At 69.4% G+C, this 16,543-nt stretch carries 16 protein-coding genes and 1 riboswitch; of the genes, 10 read left to right on the forward strand and 6 right to left on the reverse strand.

All coding sequences use genetic code 11. The features are described 5' to 3' along the window. Nucleotides 1-11: 11 nt before the first annotated feature. Nucleotides 12-151, reverse strand: a riboswitch (SAM riboswitch). Nucleotides 152-418: 267 nt separating this feature from the next. Then, complete coding sequence (locus tag ACXJJ3_RS16025) at nucleotides 419-1,363, reverse strand: DNA-3-methyladenine glycosylase family protein (RefSeq protein ID WP_458170864.1); 945 nt, start codon at nucleotides 1,361-1,363, stop codon at nucleotides 419-421. A 223-nt stretch (nucleotides 1,364-1,586) separates the two neighbouring features. On the opposite strand from ACXJJ3_RS16025, the gene ACXJJ3_RS16030 reads away from it, so the two are divergent. After that, a complete protein-coding gene (locus ACXJJ3_RS16030) occupies nucleotides 1,587-1,877 on the forward strand; it encodes a hypothetical protein (protein ID WP_458170865.1) in 291 nt (96 codons plus the stop codon). Here ACXJJ3_RS16030 and otsB read toward each other — a convergent pair. The 3 genes from otsB to ACXJJ3_RS16045 all read right to left on the reverse strand — a co-directional run bounded on the left by otsB (nucleotide 1,843) and on the right by ACXJJ3_RS16045 (nucleotide 3,653). Then, the gene (gene otsB / locus ACXJJ3_RS16035) at nucleotides 1,843-2,676 is read right to left on the reverse strand and encodes a trehalose-phosphatase (protein WP_458170867.1); all 834 of its coding nucleotides are present in this window, start codon (nucleotides 2,674-2,676) and stop codon (nucleotides 1,843-1,845) included. The genes ACXJJ3_RS16030 and otsB overlap by 35 nt on opposite strands. Continuing rightward, nucleotides 2,673-3,281, reverse strand: coding sequence for a LytR C-terminal domain-containing protein (locus ACXJJ3_RS16040; RefSeq protein WP_458170868.1), 609 nt, complete (start codon nucleotides 3,279-3,281; stop codon nucleotides 2,673-2,675). Before ACXJJ3_RS16040 ends, otsB begins: the two co-directional genes overlap by 4 nt. Nucleotides 3,282-3,344: 63 nt before the next feature. Continuing rightward, on the reverse strand, nucleotides 3,345-3,653 hold the full coding sequence (locus tag ACXJJ3_RS16045) for a DUF3263 domain-containing protein (protein WP_458170870.1): 309 nt from the start codon (nucleotides 3,651-3,653) through the stop codon (nucleotides 3,345-3,347). Nucleotides 3,654-3,750: 97 nt separating this feature from the next. Between ACXJJ3_RS16045 and ACXJJ3_RS16050 the strand changes: the two genes are divergently transcribed. The 4 genes from ACXJJ3_RS16050 to ACXJJ3_RS16065 are packed head-to-tail and all read left to right on the forward strand — an operon-like array spanning nucleotide 3,751 to nucleotide 9,020. Next, entirely contained in the window at nucleotides 3,751-5,205 is a 1,455-nt protein-coding gene (locus ACXJJ3_RS16050; RefSeq protein WP_458170872.1) for an amidase, read from the forward strand. Further along, nucleotides 5,196-6,197: a Gfo/Idh/MocA family protein gene (locus tag ACXJJ3_RS16055; RefSeq protein ID WP_458170874.1), complete on the forward strand. Its 1,002-nt coding sequence runs from the start codon at nucleotides 5,196-5,198 to the stop codon at nucleotides 6,195-6,197. Before ACXJJ3_RS16050 ends, ACXJJ3_RS16055 begins: the two co-directional genes overlap by 10 nt. Before the next feature lie 8 nt (nucleotides 6,198-6,205). Continuing rightward, nucleotides 6,206-7,612: an alpha,alpha-trehalose-phosphate synthase (UDP-forming) gene (locus ACXJJ3_RS16060; protein ID WP_458170876.1), complete on the forward strand. Its 1,407-nt coding sequence runs from the start codon at nucleotides 6,206-6,208 to the stop codon at nucleotides 7,610-7,612. Beyond that, nucleotides 7,599-9,020, forward strand: coding sequence for an FGGY family carbohydrate kinase (locus ACXJJ3_RS16065; protein ID WP_458170878.1), 1,422 nt, complete (start codon nucleotides 7,599-7,601; stop codon nucleotides 9,018-9,020). The genes ACXJJ3_RS16060 and ACXJJ3_RS16065 overlap by 14 nt, the downstream gene beginning before the upstream one ends. Here the strand turns inward: ACXJJ3_RS16065 and ACXJJ3_RS16070 are convergent, their stop codons facing one another. Beyond that, entirely contained in the window at nucleotides 9,021-10,112 is a 1,092-nt protein-coding gene (locus ACXJJ3_RS16070) for a LacI family DNA-binding transcriptional regulator (protein ID WP_458170879.1), read from the reverse strand. It abuts the gene before it with no gap. A gap of 171 nt (nucleotides 10,113-10,283) precedes the next feature. On the opposite strand from ACXJJ3_RS16070, the gene ACXJJ3_RS16075 reads away from it, so the two are divergent. From ACXJJ3_RS16075 to ACXJJ3_RS16090, 4 genes are all read left to right on the forward strand, one after another. Then, nucleotides 10,284-11,213, forward strand: a complete 930-nt coding sequence (locus tag ACXJJ3_RS16075; RefSeq protein WP_458170880.1) for an ABC transporter permease — start codon at nucleotides 10,284-10,286, stop codon at nucleotides 11,211-11,213. Further along, nucleotides 11,210-12,124 (forward strand): carbohydrate ABC transporter permease, encoded by a 915-nt coding sequence (locus tag ACXJJ3_RS16080; RefSeq protein WP_458170881.1) that lies wholly within the window; start codon nucleotides 11,210-11,212, stop codon nucleotides 12,122-12,124. The genes ACXJJ3_RS16075 and ACXJJ3_RS16080 overlap by 4 nt, the downstream gene beginning before the upstream one ends. 88 nt (nucleotides 12,125-12,212) lie before the next feature. After that, nucleotides 12,213-13,763 carry an extracellular solute-binding protein gene (locus ACXJJ3_RS16085; RefSeq protein ID WP_458170882.1) on the forward strand — a complete coding sequence of 517 codons (1,551 nt, stop codon included), beginning with the start codon at nucleotides 12,213-12,215 and terminating at the stop codon, nucleotides 13,761-13,763. A 12-nt stretch (nucleotides 13,764-13,775) separates the two neighbouring features. After that, entirely contained in the window at nucleotides 13,776-15,350 is a 1,575-nt protein-coding gene (locus ACXJJ3_RS16090; protein ID WP_458170883.1) for a hypothetical protein, read from the forward strand. A 41-nt stretch (nucleotides 15,351-15,391) separates the two neighbouring features. Here the strand turns inward: ACXJJ3_RS16090 and ACXJJ3_RS16095 are convergent, their stop codons facing one another. Next, on the reverse strand, nucleotides 15,392-15,994 hold the full coding sequence (locus tag ACXJJ3_RS16095) for a hypothetical protein (RefSeq protein WP_458170884.1): 603 nt from the start codon (nucleotides 15,992-15,994) through the stop codon (nucleotides 15,392-15,394). Nucleotides 15,995-16,125: 131 nt separating this feature from the next. Between ACXJJ3_RS16095 and panD the strand changes: the two genes are divergently transcribed. Then, nucleotides 16,126-16,542, forward strand: coding sequence for an aspartate 1-decarboxylase (gene panD, locus ACXJJ3_RS16100; RefSeq protein WP_458170885.1), 417 nt, complete (start codon nucleotides 16,126-16,128; stop codon nucleotides 16,540-16,542). Nucleotide 16,543: the final 1 nt, after the last annotated feature.

The following is a 16,543-nucleotide window of genomic DNA, read 5'->3' on the forward strand; positions in this document are numbered from 1 at the left end:
GTGAGGTTCCCCTCTCATCTTCCCCGGGAGCCGGATCTCGGCGCGGGACGGATTTGGCACCGTTCCCTCGCTTTCGGCCCGGACGGGCGTACGGCGGGGAGGGTTGCCGGGACGTCAACGGGCCGTTTCCCTCAGTCCCTCTGGATGAGCTGCCCCGAGATTACCCAATCGGGTCCATATTGTGTCCCGTGGTCCCACCATCCGAGACGGGCGATCTCAGAGCCGGCCCCGGATCTCCAGGCCATCACAATCCAGCCTGCGTCTGGTACCTGAGCGTGCCCGACGGCCACAGACGGGGATTGTGATGGCCTGGAGATCAGCCTCGGGCGGACACCCACCACTCACCAACCGCTCCCAACCGCCGGACGGCGGGTGCCAGGCCTGGGGCGGATGGGCGGGGTTAGTGAGTGGCGGCGGATCACAGGCGGTGCGTGGCGCCGGGGGTGTGGGTGGGGAGGGACTTGCGCGGGCCGAAGCGCGGATGCCCGATCCCGGCGAGCTCGATCAGCCGCTGCACCCGGAACCGGTGCCCGCGGTACGGCTCGATCAGCTCGGCGCAGCCGTCGTCGTCCAGCTCCTCGCCGATCAGCGCGTACGACACGTTCCGCGACACGTGGTAGTCCGCGAACGAGAACGCGTCCGCGTCCCCGTGCGCCCGCTGCCGTACCTCGGCCGCCGTCCACACGCCGACCCCGGGCAGCGACCGCAGCCGCCGCTCGATCTCGGCGCCGTCGGTCAGCTCCAGCGTCCGCTCCAGCGCCCGCGCCCGGGTCGCCGCCGTCAGCACCACCCGCGACCGCCGGTTCTCCACGCCCGCCCGGAGGAACTGCCACGACGGGATCAGCCGCCACTGCTCCGGCGCCGGCGGCACCATCATCACCCGGTTGCCCTGCTCACGAGGCCCCGGCGCCGGCTCGCCGTACTCGCGCAACAGCAACCGCCACGCACGGAACGCCTCCTTGCCGGTCACGACCTGCTCGATCCCGGCCGCCGCCATCGCCTCGAACACCGCCCGCGACCGCGGCACCCGCACGTCCGGGAACCGCCGCGCCGCATCCACCAGCACCCGATGCTCCGGCAACGGCTCGAACCCGTCCCAGCTGTCCTTGTCCCCCAGCAGCTCCGGTACGCCGTCCAACACCCACTGGGCCCCCGGCCCCCACGCCTCCGCCTCGACCGCCCCGGCGTACGGCGTCAACCGCAGCAGCACCGGCCCCTCCGGCGTCCGCGTCGCCCGCCACACGGTCCGCCGCCCCGCATCGAACACATACGCCGGATCCCCCGGCCCCTTCCGCAACCCACCGATCACCGACTGCGGATCCACCACCCGCCCCGGCCGCCAGACCCGCACCACCGAACTCACCCGCCAAGTCTTACCCACCCCACCGACAGAACTCATACTGATCCCCATGACTGCTTGGCAGTGGGTGAAGCTCGTTGGGAACTTCCTCAATCTGTCTACCCTCGCGGGCGGCGTGGTCGGGGTGATCGGGAGGGCGAGGTTCAGTCGGGGGCCGCGGGGGCTGTTTTTTGCGAACGGTTACAGGCTCGGGTTTCCGGTGGCGGGGGCGTTCACGATCGGGAACGTGGTGTTGAGCAAGAACGAGCGGGCGTACTTCGACGATGGCCGGCTCGTGCGGCATGAGGAGCGGCATTCTTGGCAGTACTTCTGTCTGCTCGGGCTGCCGATGTTGCCGTTGTACGTCGTCGGTGTGGTGGTGTCGTTCCTGCTCACCGGGGATCCGGCGTCGCGGAATCCGTTCGAGCGGCTGGCGGGGCTGAAGGACGGTGGGTACGTCGAGCGCCCGGTGCAGCCGATCGGGAAGACCGTGACGCAGGCGTTCAGCGGGCTGCGATCGCGTCCGAAAGGGCCGTGAGGACGGTGACCACGCCGCTCGGCTCGTCGACGACGATGTCGGCGGCGTCGATCAGCTCGGTCGCGTTCGAGGACCGGGTGGCGAGCAGTACGGCGGGGAGCCCGTCGGCACGTCGCGCCTGGATCGCCCGGAACGCGGCGAGGTCGCCCAGGTCGTCTCCGGCGTACAGGATCGAGCGGGCGCCGGTGGACTCGAGCAGGCTCTGGATCGCGACGCCCTTGTCGATGCCGGGCGGGCGCAGTTCGAGGACCAGGTTGCCGGGCTCGAGCCGCAGTTCGGTCTCCTCGGCGAGCGTGGTCAACGGCCCGCGCAGCAGCTCGAACGCCTCGGCCGGATCGTCCAGCCGGCGCGTGTGCACGGCCAGTGAGCTGTCCTTGTCCTCCACGAACGCATCCGGTACGCCGGCTTCCCGGAGCAGACCGGGCAACCGGTCGCGGGCCGTCGCGACACCTGCCGGCACCGGCGCGCTGGTGACCTTGCCGGTCGTCGCGTCCCACCGTTCGAGGCCGTAGTGCCCGAGCACGACGAGGCGCCCGAGGCCGGGGTGACCGCTGACGCCGGACAGTTCGGTGGCGACCAGCGCCGGCCGGCCGGTGACGATCGCGACCTGGTTCACGGTCCGGGCCAGCCGGGCGAGCGCGTCCAGGGCGCCCTCGACCGGGCGGGACCGGGCCGGGTCCTCGACCAGCGGCGACAGGACGCCGTCGAAGTCGGTCGCGATCACCGCCGACGCCGGGTCGGAGGCGATCGCCTCCCAGCCCTGGTGGCCGGCATCGGTCCTGATGACCGGAGAATTCATCCTGTGTAGTCCGACGTGAGGATGACGGTCAGGCGGTCCTTCTTCATGTTGTCCAGCGCGCCCTTGGACCGGCCGATGCCGAGGTCGTGGGCCAGCTGGTTGGCGGCCGCGATCATGCCGGGCGGGTAGTACACGGTGCTCTCGGCAACCTTGCCGTGCCAGTTGTCCGGCGAGCCGGAGACGGTCCAGCCGGCCGCCTTGGCGCGGTTCGCGACCGAGTCGGCGAGGCCCTTGCGCGGGGTGTTGTTGTACACCTCGATCGCCGGCCGCTCCTCGGCCGGGATCGTCACCGGCTGGGTGGGCTGCGGCGGTTCGGTGGTCTTCGGAGGCTGGGTCGGCTGCGACGTCGGTCCGGCGGTCGGCTCAGTGGTCGACGGGGGCTGCGTCGGCTTCTCCGACGGAGGCTTCGCCGACGAGGGCTTCTCGGACGGCCGCGGCACGCTGGCGCCGACTGTCGACGGCCCGGCCGACGGCTTGGTGGTCGGCGTACTCGCGGCGGCCGGCTTCTCGTCGGCCTGGCTGTTGTTCCCGCGGGTGCCGAACAGCACCAGCAGCCCGGCGACGATCGCGACCACGGCGGCGACCGCAACGAGCGACGAGAGCACCTGCCCCTGCTCGCCCCGACGGCGTGGGGCAGTAAGGCACGCCCTCAGGCGGCGGGACACGGTTCAGACCTCGATGCCCAGGCGACGTGCGGAGCGGGCGCGCTGGCGGGCGGCCCGGAGCCGGCGGAGGCGCTTGACCAGCAACGGGTCGTGCGCGAGGGCCTCCGGCCGGTCGATGAGCGCGTTCAGGACCTGGTAGTACCGGGTCGCGGACATCTGGAACTGGTCCCGGATCGCCTGCTCCTTGGCGCCGGCGTACTTCCACCAATGGCGCTCGAAGGCGAGGATCTGGCCGTCCCTCTCAGAGAGTCCGGCGACGACCGGCGGCGCAGCTTCGGCGGGGCCGGAAGAGCTGGCGTTGGCGCTGTCCATCTGCTGCTGACTCCTGTGCGGTCGGTGATCGTCCGTCCGCAAGCTACTGTACGTGTTGAACAACAGCAATGTCATTCACCGACGACCGACACGAAGCGTGTCGCTGACGAGGCAACCGGACCGGTTCAACTCTGGCAGGATCTTGGGGGTGAGCTCAACCGACTCCAGCGTGGCCCGGGTCGAGGAGCTGCAGGGGCGGATCGGGGATGTCGACCCGTTGGTCAACGCCGTCTGCACGCCGAACCCCGCCGCGCTCACCGACGCCGCCCGACTCGACACCGAACGTGACGAGGGCCGGGTCCGCGGCCCGCTGCACGGCGTACCGGTGCTGGTCAAGGACAACATCGACACCGCCGACCTGCCGACCACGGCCGGTTCGCTGGCGCTCGCCGACCAGCCGCCTCCGCCGCAGGACGCGCCGCTGGTCCGCCGGTTGCGCGAGGCCGGCTGCGTGATCCTGGCGAAGACCAACCTGAGCGAGTGGGCGAACTTCCGCGGCTCCGCGTCGTCGTCCGGCTGGAGCGCGTACGGCGGCCTCACCCGGAACCCGTATGCGTTGAACCGCTCGCCCGGCGGCTCCTCGTCCGGTTCCGGCGCGGCGGTCGCGGCGGGGCTCGCGGACTACGCGATCGGTACCGAGACCAGCGGCTCGATCGTCTGCCCGGCCGCGCTGAACGGCGTCGTCGGCCTGAAGCCCACGGTCGGCCTGATCCCGCAGCAGGGCATCGTCCCGATCTCGCACTCGCAGGACACCGCGGGCCCGATGACCCGGACGGTCGAGCAGACCGCCGCGCTGCTCACGGTCCTGACGGGCGGCCAGCTCGACTACACGGAGGCCTGTCGCGGTACGGACCTCAGCGACGTGCGCATCGGCGTACCGCGGGGGCCTCTCTGGGGGTATTCGAACGGGCTCGACCAGGTCACCGAGCGGGCGCTGGAAGTGCTCAGCCGGTGCGGAGCGACGCTGGTCGACCACCTGTCGTTGCCGACGCCTGGTGGTGACGAGGACCAGCTCCACGTGCTCTCGCACGAGCTGAAGGGCGACATGGCGGCGTACCTTGCGACGCGCGCACCCGGCGGTCCGCGGACGCTGGACGACCTGATCGCGTTCAACAACGAGCATGCGGACCAGGAGCTGCAGTGGTTCGGTCAGGAGCTGTTCGAGCGCGCCGCCGCGACGGACGGCCTGGACTCGCCGGTGTACGTCGCCGCCCGGCTGACCGCGCTGCGGGCCGGGCGGGACGGTATCGACAACCTGCTCCGCGACAACCAGCTCGACGCGCTGGTCAGCCCGTCGTACCAGCCGGCCTGGACGATCGACCTGGTGAACGGCGACCACGTGATGGGCAGCTCGTCGGCGCACGCCGCGCTGGCCGGCTACCCGCTGCTCTCGGTTCCCTCCGGCGTGGTCTCGGGGCTCCCGGTCGGACTGACGATCAGCGGTACGGGGCGGAGTGAGGTCACGCTCATTCGCTTGGCGCACGCCTTCGAAACCGCGAGAATCGCAGCAGACGGACCGTTCCCGACCCCGGAGTTCAGACAGTGGGTATAGATCGCGTCAGGTGGGGAATCGTTGCGACCGGCAACATTTCGACCCAGTTCACGCACGACCTGGGGCTGCTGCCGGACGACGCCGTCGCCACCGCGGTCGCATCCCGTAGCCAGGCGAGCGCGGACCGGTTCGCGAACGAGTTCGGCATCCCCCATGCGTACGACGACTACCGCCGCCTGATCGACTCCGGCGAGGTCGACGTCCTCTACATCGGTACGCCGCACCCGCAGCACTACGCGATCGCCCGGACCGCGCTGCAGGCCGGCATCGCCGTACTGTGCGAGAAGCCGGTGACACTCACCGCCGCGCAGGCGCGCGACCTGGTCGCGGTCGCCCACGAACACAAGACGTTGTTCGCCGAGGCGATGTGGATGCGCACCGATCCGGTGATCCAGGCCCTGTTCGAGGACCTGCAACGCGGCGTGATCGGTGAGCCGCAGCAAGTGACCGCGGACTTTGCGTTCCACAAACCTTCATTGCCGGTTCGCCTGCTCGACCCGGCGCTCGGGGGAGGCTCGCTGATGGACGGCGGCATCTACCCGATGACCTTCGCCCACATGGCGTTGGGCCGCCCGGCGGAGGTGAAGGCAGTCGGTTCCCTCAACGACGACGGCGTCGACCTGAACGTCGCGATGGCCTGGCGGTACGACTCCGGCGCGGTCGCCGCGCTGACCTGCGGGCTGCGGTCGCAGAACCCGTGGGTCGCGGCGATCAGCGGCCCGGACGGGAACCTGCAGGTCCCGCACCGCTTCCACCACCCCGAGTACTACCTGCGCACGACCGCTTCCGGAGCGGAGCGGATCGACGTACCCACGCATGGCCGTGGGTACCACTACGAGGCGAGCGCAGTGATCGCAGCGCTGCGCGCCGGACTGGTCGAGGTGCCCGTCCTGCCCCATGCCGCCACCCTCGAGATTCTCGACCTGCTCGACGAGACCCGGAGCCAGATCGGGGTCCGCTACCCCGGTGACGACGACGACCTGAGTGGATGACGCTGACCATGTCTACACAGCCGAACGGTAGGAGTTCCTTCGTAGTGGTGGCCAACCGGCTGCCGGTCGACCGGATCGAGATGCCCGACGGCAGCACGGCATGGCGCCGCAGCCCGGGCGGGCTGGTGACCGCACTGGCCCCGGTGATGCAGGGCCACCACGGCGCCTGGATCGGCTGGACGGGCAGCCCGGACGAGAAGCTGGACCCGTTCGACAACGACGGCATGCACCTGGTCCCGGTGATGCTCACCGCCGAGGACGTGCAGCTGTACTACGAGGGCTTCTCGAACGCGACGCTCTGGCCGCTGTACCACGACGTGATCGTGGCGCCGGAGTTCCACCGCGAGTGGTGGGAGTCGTACGTCGCGGTGAACCGCCGGTTCGCGGAGGCTGCCGCGGAGGCGGCCGACGACAACGCCGACGTCTGGGTGCACGACTATCAGCTGCAGCTGGTGCCGGCGATGCTTCGCCGGTTGCGGCCCGACGTCCGGATCGGGTTCTTCCTGCACATCCCGTTCCCGCCGACCGAGCTGTTCGCGCAGATGCCGTGGCGGCGGCAGATCCTGGACGGGCTGATGGGCGCCGACCTGGTCGGGTTCCAGCGGCCCGGTGCCGCGTCGAACTTCGCCCGGCTGGCCCGCAACCGGATGGGCCTGCGGACCCGCGGCGACCGGATCCACCTGCCCGACGACCGGATCGTGCGCGCGAAGGCGTTCCCGATCTCGATCGACGTGAACGAGCTGGAGAACCTGGCCCGGCAGCCGGAAACCAACGCCCGGGCGGCCGAGATGCGCGAGGAGGTCGGTAACCCGGAGCACATCCTGCTCGGCGTCGACCGGCTCGACTACACCAAGGGCATCCGGCAGCGGCTGCGGGCGTTCGGCGAGCTACTCGACGAGAAGCGGGTCTCGGTCGACGACGCGGTGTTCATCCAGGTCGCGACGCCGTCCCGGGAGCGCGTCGAGCAGTACCGGGTGCTGCGCGACGAGATCGAGCTGCTGGTCGGCCGGATCAACGGCGAGCACGGCCGGATCGGGACGCCGGCGATCAACTACCTGCACACGACGTACTCGCGGACCGAGATGGCCGCGCTGCTCCGGGCCGCCGACGTCGCGGTCGTGACCCCGCTGCGGGACGGCATGAACCTGGTCGCGAAGGAATACGTATCCACCCGGTACGACGACACCGGCGCGCTGGTGCTGAGCGAGTTCGCGGGCGCGGCGGACGAGTTCCGGCAAGCTTTCCTGGTGAACCCGCACGACATCAACGGCATGAAGGACACCATCGTCGACGCGATGAACACCGACGAACGCCAGCTCGGCCGCCGGATGAAGGCCATGCGCAAGCACCTCGCGGCGCATGACGTGAACGTCTGGGCCCAGACCTTCCTGAAGGCGCTGCATGACGAAGACTGACGGGCGGATCCTCGCTTTGGACCTGGGGACGTCGTCCGCCCGGGCCTTGGTGCTGCACGAGTCCGACGCCTCGCCGATCCCCGGCGCACTGGCCCGGCACAAGATCTCCCCGACGTACGGCCACGACGGCTCGGCGACGCTCGACCTGCATGAGTACGTCGAAGGGCTGCTCGGCTGCCTGGACGAGCTCCAGCAGAACGGGCACCTGGACGGCATCGGTTCGCTGGTGCTGTCCACCCAGTGGCACTCGATCGTTGCCCTGGACAACAAGGGTGCCGCGCGGACGCCGGTGATCACCTGGGCGGACACCCGGTCGGTGGATCTCGACCTCGGGACGTCGTTCGACGAGCAGGCGTTCCACGCCCGGACCGGCACCTGGCTACACCGGCTGTACTGGACCCGCCGGATCCCGTGGCTGCTGTCCGCGGACTCCCCCGCGTCCTTCGCCGGCCTGCCCGACCTCGTCCTCGAGCGGCTGACCGGCGAGCGGGTCACGTCGGTCTCGGTCGCGTCCGGGACCGGCACGCTCGACCTCGCGACCGGTGCGTACGACGACGAGGCGCTGGCCGTCGCGGGCGTCACCGCGGACCGGCTGCCCGCGATCGTGCCGACCGGATGGACGGGGCGGTTGTCGATGGAGTACGAGCGCCGCTGGCCCGGGCTGGTCGGCGTACCGGTGCATCCGCCGACCGGCGACGGCGCCGCGTCCAACGTCGGCACCGGCGGGTACGACGCCGGAACGGCGGCCGTGACGGTCGGTACGTCGGCCGCGGTCCGGGTCGTGCACCCGATCGAGAATGCGCCGGAGTTGCCGTGGGAGCTCTGGCGGTACCGCGTCGACGACAAGCGCGCGGTGACCGGTATGGCGTTCTCCGCGGCCGGAAACCTGCACGCGTGGCTGACCGGCGTACTGCGACTGGAGTCCGACGAACCGCTCGGCGTGGAGATCGGCGGGCCGCACGCGATCGCGATCCCGTTCATGGCCGGCACCAGGCCGCCCGCGAACGTGCCGGGTGGATCCGGGGTGTACTTCGGGCTGTCGTTCGACGACAGCTCCGCCGATCTGCTCGCGGCCGCGCTGCAGGGCGCGTCACTGGAGATCGACCGTGGGCTGCGGCAGTTGGACGCGCTGTTCAACCGGCCGCTGGACGTGGTGCTCGGCGGCGGCGGGATCGACGCGTCCGAGTGGTGGCGGCGGTGCCTGACGGCGACGTTCGCGCGGCCGACCACGGTGTGCGCGGAGCCCGAGGTCGGGGCGCGCGGCGCGGCGGCGGTGGCGCTCGGGTTGTCGCCGGAGCCGGGTGGCGAGCACCTGACCCCGGTCGACGAGGACATGGCCCGGCTCGACCCGCTGAGGGTCCGCTACGAGGCCCTGCGGGAGCTGGCGGTCAAAGCCTCCGAGCTGTGATCACGGCCTCGGCGGGGCGGTCGATCCGCGGACGATCAGCGACGTACCGAGGCTGACCGGCTCGTCCGGGTCGGCGTACGGGTCCGAGCCGCCGGTCACGTGCGCCAGCCCGGCCTTGACCGCCTCCCGGCCGATGGCCTCGGTCGGGACCCGCACCGTGGTCAGCTGCGGATCCAGCGCCCGCGCCAGCGGTACGTCGTCGTACCCGACGATCGACAGGTCGTCCGGGATCCGCAGGCCGTGCTCCTTGACCGCGAGGTAGGCGCCCGCGGCCACCAAGTCGTTGCCGCCGAACACCGCGGTGAAGTCCGGCTCCTGCTCGAGGAGTTCCTTCATCCGCCGGTAGCCGAAGTGCTGCGTGAACGCGCCGGTGATCACCATGCCCGGGGCGACCGAGAGGCCGCGGGTCCGGTGCGCGCGTTCGAAGCCGGCGATCCGGTTCTGGGTCGTGGACAGCGCGGGCGGGCCGCCGAGGTACAGGATCCGCTCGTGTCCGAGGGTCAGCAGGTGGTCGGTGACCGCGAACGCGCCCTGCTCGTTGTCGAACTCGATCCCGATCGTGTTCGGCTCGTCCAGCGGCGGCCGTCCGCAGTGCGCCAGCCGGCATCCGGTGCTGGCCAGGCGGCGGGCCCGGATCCGGTTGGTCTGCTGGTACCGCTCGTCGGTGGTCGGGCCGCCGACGACCACGACCAGGTCGGCGCGATGTTCGAGCAGTAGGTCGAGGAAGCTGTCCTCGAGCTCGGCGTTGCCTTGCGTGTTGCAGACCAGGCTGAGCCGGCCGTGGGCGGTCGCCTCGAGCTGGGCGCCGCGCGCGATCGCGGCGAAGTACGGATCGCCGAGCTCCTCGATCAGGATGCCGATCAGGTGCCGGCCGGAGCCGGCGAGCGCGCGGGCGTGCGCGTTGGTGACGTAGCCGAGCTTCTGCATGGCCGCCTCGACCCGCGCCCGGGTCGCGGCGCTCACCGAGTAGTTGCCGTTCACGACCCGGGACACGGTCGCGGTGGACACCCGCGCCTCGTGCGCCACGTCGTAGATCGTCGCTCCCGGCTCGTCCCGGCGCGCCCGGCGCTGACCGGTCCCTCGCTCTGCCATCGCTCGCATCATCCCTTCGGTTCTGCAGGCAATCGAACCACAGCAGGTCGGGTTGATAGTAACCCCTTACATTTTCCATACATCTACGGCCTATTGACAACGCATCTACCGCACAGCATGCTCCTTCATCAGTTGGTAAGCGCTTTCAAATCTGAGGAAAGTAGGCCGACGATGACGGACACCGCCGGACAGGCGAGACGCGGGCTGCTCAGCCGGATCCGCCGGGACCGGGCGATGCTGCTGCTGGCACTTCCGGGCTTCTGCTTCTTCGTGCTGTTCCACTACGTGCCGCTGCTCGGCAACCTGATCGCGTTCAAGGACTACCAGCCGTACCTGGGCTTCCTCGGGTCGTCCTGGGTCGGGCTGCAGAACTTCGCCGTTCTCGGCGACCCGGACTTCCTGCACGCGCTGCTGAACACGCTGAAGTTCTCGTTCCTGCAGCTGGTGCTGTTCTTCCCGGCGCCGATCGCGCTGGCGCTGCTGCTGAACAGCATCGTCAGCTCGAAGATCCGCCGGTTCGTGCAGAGCGTGGTCTACCTGCCGCACTTCATCGGCTGGGTGATCCTGGTGTCGATCTGCCAGCAGCTGATCGGCGGCACCGGGCTGCTGCCGCACCTGCTCGGATCGGTCGGCCTGCCGCGCGTCGACCTGATGACCGACGGCTCGTTCTTCCCGTTCCTGATCACACTGCAGACGATCTGGAAGGACACCGGCTGGGGCACGATCATCTACCTGGCCGCGCTGCTCAGCATCGACACCCAGCAGTACGAGGCCGCCGCCATCGACGGCGCCGGCGGGCGGCAGCGGCTCTGGCACATCACGCTGCCGGCGATCATGCCGGTGACCGTACTGCTGCTGATCCTGCAGCTCGGCAGCATCCTGTCGGTCGGGTTCGAGCAGATCCTCCTGCAGCGCGACGCCGTCGGCGCCGACGCAGCGGAGGTGCTCGACACCTACGTCTACTTCCACGGCGTGGTGGACGGCGACTTCGGCACCAGTACGGCGGTCGGCCTGGTCAAGGGCGTCGTCGGGCTGGTCCTCATCCTCAGCGTCAACAAGCTCGCGCACGTCTTCGGGCAGGACGGGGTCTACTCACGATGACGACAGCCGCCGAGAAGGCCTACTTCCGGGACACCCGCCGTCCGCCGTGGATGGAGAAGCCGCCGCTGTGGTTGTCCGCCCTGAAGGGGATCGCGCTGGTGCTGGTCTGCCTCGCGGTGATCTACCCGTTCTGGAACATCATCGCGACCAGTCTGGCGTCCGAGCACGAGATCACCCGGCACGGCGGTCTGATCCCGTTCTTCCCCGAAGCGCCGACGCTGGCGGCGTACCAGACGATCTTCGCCGGCGGCACGGTCACCCGGGCGATGCTGATCAGCATCGGCATCACCGTGGTCGGCACCGTGCTGAACGTGATCTTCACCGCCAGCCTCGCCTACGCGCTCAGCCGGCCGATCGTCGGCGGGCGCTTCATCCTCACCACCGTGCTGCTGACCATGCTGTTCGGTGCCGGGATCATCCCCAACTTCCTGCTGGTCAACGCCCTCGGGCTGTACGACAGCCTGGCCGCACTGATCCTGCCGGGACTGGTCAGCGCCTTCAACTTCCTGGTGATGCGGAACTTCTTCCAGTCGATCCCCGGTGAGCTGCTGGACTCCGCGCGCGTCGACGGTGCCGGTGACGTGGCGACCTTCCTCCGGATCGTCATGCCGCTGTCGAAGGCCGTGACCGCGGTGGTCGCGCTGTTCTACGCGGTCGGCCACTGGAACGCGTACTTCAACGCACTGCTCTACCTGCAGGACCAGAACAAGTGGCCGTTGCCGCTCGTACTGCGGCTGTACGTCCTCCAAGGCCAGCCGGTCGGGAACACCACGGTGACCGAGGCGATCCCGTCGATCCAGGCGATCCAGATGGCGGTCGTAGTCGTCGCCCTGGTCCCGATCCTGCTCGTCTACCCGTTCCTGCAGCGCTACTTCACCAAGGGCGTCCTGACCGGAGCCATCAAGGGCTGACCGCGTTCAGCCGAAGCAGAAAGGACCGTCCCAGATGTCAACATCGTTCAGCCGCCGCAGTGTCCTTCGCGGACTGGCACTGGCCGCGGTGAGTTCGCCCCTGCTGTCCGCGTGCTCCACCGGCCCGAAGGTCGCGAACACCAAGCCGGCCGTCAACACGGTCAAGCTGCCGGCGTACGTGCCGTTCAAAGGCCCGGCGCCGCAGTACCCGTCGACGGTGCCGGGCGCACCTGCAGGTTTTTCGAAGTACCCAGCTGAGGCCGTCAAGACTGTCACCAAGGCTCCGCTCAGCAAGCCGATGTCCGGGATGGTCGGGATCTTCAATCCACTGCCGACCCCGCGGGCCAAGAACCCTGCCTGGCAAGAGGTCGAGCGCCGATTGGGCGCGCAGCTCGACCTGACCATCGTGCCGAACAGCGACTACCTCACGAAGTTCCAGACCGCCGTGGCCGGCAAGAAGCTCCCGGACGTCTCGTTGTACGCCGGCGTCGACCACCCGGCGGAGTTCTTCAACGCGCTGGCGGTCGACCTGACGCCGTACCTGTCCGGCGACGCGGTCAAGGACTACCCGAACCTGGCGGCGATCCCGACGCTGGCGTGGAAGGACTGCGTCATCGACAACAAGCTGTTCATGCTGCCGATCCCCCGCGGCGGCTGCGCCGGCGCAGGCTTCTACAACCAGGCCCTGCTCGACAAGGCCGGGATCTCCACGATGCCGACGAACACCGAGGAGTACTACGACGCGCTGGTCGAGCTGACCCGGCCGCAGGACGGGCAGTGGGGCTTCATCAACACCACCGGCAACACGTACTTCCAGATCATCGCGATGATGTTCGGCGTGCCGTACGGCTGGCGCAACGACAACGGCAAGCTGACCGCGGACCTGGAGACCGACGAGTACGCGGCCGCGATCGAGTTCATGGCGAAGATGGTGAAGAACGGGCTGCAGGTCCCGGGCTCGGACGGCATCGACGGCACCGCGCGGAGCAACGGCTTCAAGGCCGGCAAGGCGGCGTTCGTCCAGGACGGGCTGCCCGGGTACCTCGGGTACTGGACCGGGATGCCCGAGGGCAAGCCGCTGCCGTACATCCCGGTCGGGCAGCCCGGCAAGAAGGCCGCCACCTACTACGACAACGTCACCTTCGGGTCGACACTGATCAGCAAGAAGGGCAACGACGAGGCCCGGATCCGGGAACTCCTCGGAGCGCTGAACTTCTTCGCCGCGCCGTTCGGCAGCGAGGAGTACACGCTGCTGCACTACGGCGTCGAGGGCAGCGAGCACACCCTCGACAAGAGCGGCTTCCCGGTGCTCACCGACCAGGGCACCCGGGACCTGACCGTGCCGTGGAACTACCTGGCCGGTCCGGGGCTGACGATCTCGAACTCCGACGCGGAGTACGTCAAGCGCTACACCGAGGCCAACGCGACCGTGAACCGGACCGCGCTCGAGAACCCCTGCAAGAACCTGATCTCGCCGACCGCCGACAAGGTCGGCAAGCAGCTCGGGACCGACATCGGCGACGTCCGCAACGACATCGTCGCCGGCCGGAAGAAGCTGACGGACTGGAAGCCGGCCGTCGAGAAATGGCGCAAGAACGGCGGCGACAAGATCCGCCAGGAATATCAGACCGTGCTCTGAGAGGACCCGCCCATGCAGAACGAACCCGCCATCGGACACTCGAACCTGACCCGCCGGACCGCCCTCGGTCTCGGCGCCGCCGCAGCCGCCGGCCTCGCGCTGCCCGCGCTCACCGCGACCGCCGCACCCGACCACCGGATCCCCGGCAACTACCTCGCCACCGTCGCCGCCGACACCAGCACCATCCTCAAGAACCCGTTGTCCGGTTGGGTTCTGTACGGCACGACCGGCGTCGCCGACGACTACTGGACATCCCTGGACACGCTCTCCGCGCCGGTGCAGATCCAGGAGTACGCGCACACGCTGTACATGCGGATCGCCTGGTCGGTGCTCAACCCCGCCGAGGACGTGTACGGCTGGGACACCGACCCGAAGCTGAAGGCCCTGATCGCCACAGCCCGCCAACGGGGAATGAAGCTGGCGTTCCGGGTCGTCACCGACAGCCGGGACAAGAGCACCGACTTCACGCCGGCGTACGTCCGGGCCGCGGGCGCGCAGGGGTACGAGACGAAGACCGGCAGCGTGACGGTGTGGACGGCGTACCCGGACGACCCGGTGTTCCAGGCGAAGTACGAGAAGTTCCTGGTCGCGTTCGGGGCCAAGTTCAACGATCCGGACGTGGTCGACTTCATGGACGGGTACGGGCTGGGCAAGTGGGGCGAGGGGCACTCGCTGATCTATCTCGACGACGCGAACCGCGAACCGGTGTTCCACTGGAGCATCGACCTGTGGCTGCGGGCGTTCTCGCGGGTGCCGGTCGCGATCAACTACCACCGGTTCATCGGCTGGCACAAGCCCGGCGACCCGCCGTCGGTCTCGACCGCCTGGGGCGCGCCCGCGCCGGGCAGCGCCGACCTGCTGAACTCCGCGTTCGAGAAGGGCTGCGTACTGCGGCACGACGCGTTCGGCATGACCGGTTACTACCAGCAGTGGGAGAAGGACCTCGCGGCGCAGTGGCGGTACCGGCGGCCGGTGATCATGGAGGGTGGCTGGATCGTCGGATCGATGAACTACAAGGTCGATCCGCGCGGGTACCAGACCGTCCACGACGTCCGGCAGGGCGAGTTCGACGACTCCGCCGAGGCACACGTGAACATGATGGACTTCCGGGTCGGCAACGAGACCAAGACCTGGTTCACCGACGCGCACGACCTGATCGACGCCTTCGTTGCCGAGGGCTCCTACCGGCTGTACCCGGACACGCTGTCGCTGCCCCGGGTCCTGCACACCAGCAGCCGGGAGACGATCACGCACCAGTGGACCAACGACGGCTGGGGCTACCTCCCAAACAACATCCCGGCCTGGAACCACAAGTACAAGCCGGCCTTCGCCCTGCTGAACCCGGCGGACCAGTCGGTCGCGCAGGTCTTCGTCGACGGCGCCGCCGAGCCGTCCGACTGGCTGAAGGGCACCCCGAAGGGCTACACGTTCAGCCCGGCGCTGCCGACGGTCCGCTCGGGACGGTACCGCTGGGGCGTCGGCATCGTCGACACCACCGCGGGCAACCGGCCGGGCGTGCAGCTGGCCGCTCAGGGCGAGAAGACCGCCGAAGGCTGGCTTCTGCTCGGCGACTGCACCGTGGGCTGATCCTGAGGGTTGCGGGGGCGGATTTGCGCCCCCGCGGCCCGTCAGGGGGTGATGACCAGCGTCTGAGTCGCCTTGTTGAGGACCAGACCCAGGGTCTTGCTGTCGGCGGGACGGCCCGCGACGGTGATCTCGGCGTCGGTCAGGGTGCGGCCCTTCTGGGCGACGTACCGCGTGGCCACCCAGCGGGTCGTGCTGCCGCTCTTGTACGTGTAGACGATCGTGCTGACCGTCAGCCGGCCCTGTCCGGCGGTGGACGGCATGCCGACGGTCGACGTACCGACGATGTGCAGGCCGCGGGTGCCCTTGAGCGCGGCGATCTTCTGCTTGAGCGCGTTCTGCGGCGTCTGCGGGCCCCACCAGGTATTGAACCGGATCATCTGGCCGCTGCCGTCGAAGCGGGTCTGGTGCGCCGCGATGTGCACCTCGCGCCAGGTCTTCGGCAGTACGGCGTTCGACAGGTACCCGTGCGGGTACTTGCGCTCGAAGTACCGCTTCACGAACGTCAGCGACGTACTGCTCTGAGCGGCCGTCAACTTCACCGGCTGCCGTGTCTGCGCCGCGCTGCTCGGCTGTGCGGCCCCCAGCACCATGGCAACCGCCGCGACCCCCGTGGCGACCCCTGCGATCACACCGTTCCGCTTCATCCTGCGATCCCCCTCCGTCAGGCGCTCCCCCGTCGGCAGCGCACCCGTTGAGACACCGCGAACGCACGGAAAGTTGCCGACGTGACTGCGACCACTGACAACAGCTTGGGTACGACGGATCATTGCCGCTCATGTGGCGCGAGATGATGAAGTCGAAGGTGCACCGGGCGACGGTCACGCAGGCGGACCTGAACTACGTCGGTTCGTGCACGCTGGACGCGGACCTGATGGACGCCGCGGACCTGCTGCCGGGCGAGAAGGTCGACATCGTCGACGTCACCAACGGGCAGCGGCTGTCGACGTACCTGATCGAGGGTCCGCGCGGGTCCGGGATCGTCGGCATCAACGGCGCCGCCGCGCACCTCATCCACCCGGGCGATCTGGTGATCCTGATCGCCTACGGGATGTTCGACACCGCCGAGGCCAAGGGCTTCGTACCGAGCGTAGTCTTCGTGGACGAGCACAATGCGATCACGCGCATCGGCTCCGACCCCGCGGAGGCCCTTCCTGACAGCGGAATGCGGCGCGGGGACCAACTGCACCCGTAGC

Source organism: Kribbella sp. WER1, from assembly GCF_054189145.1.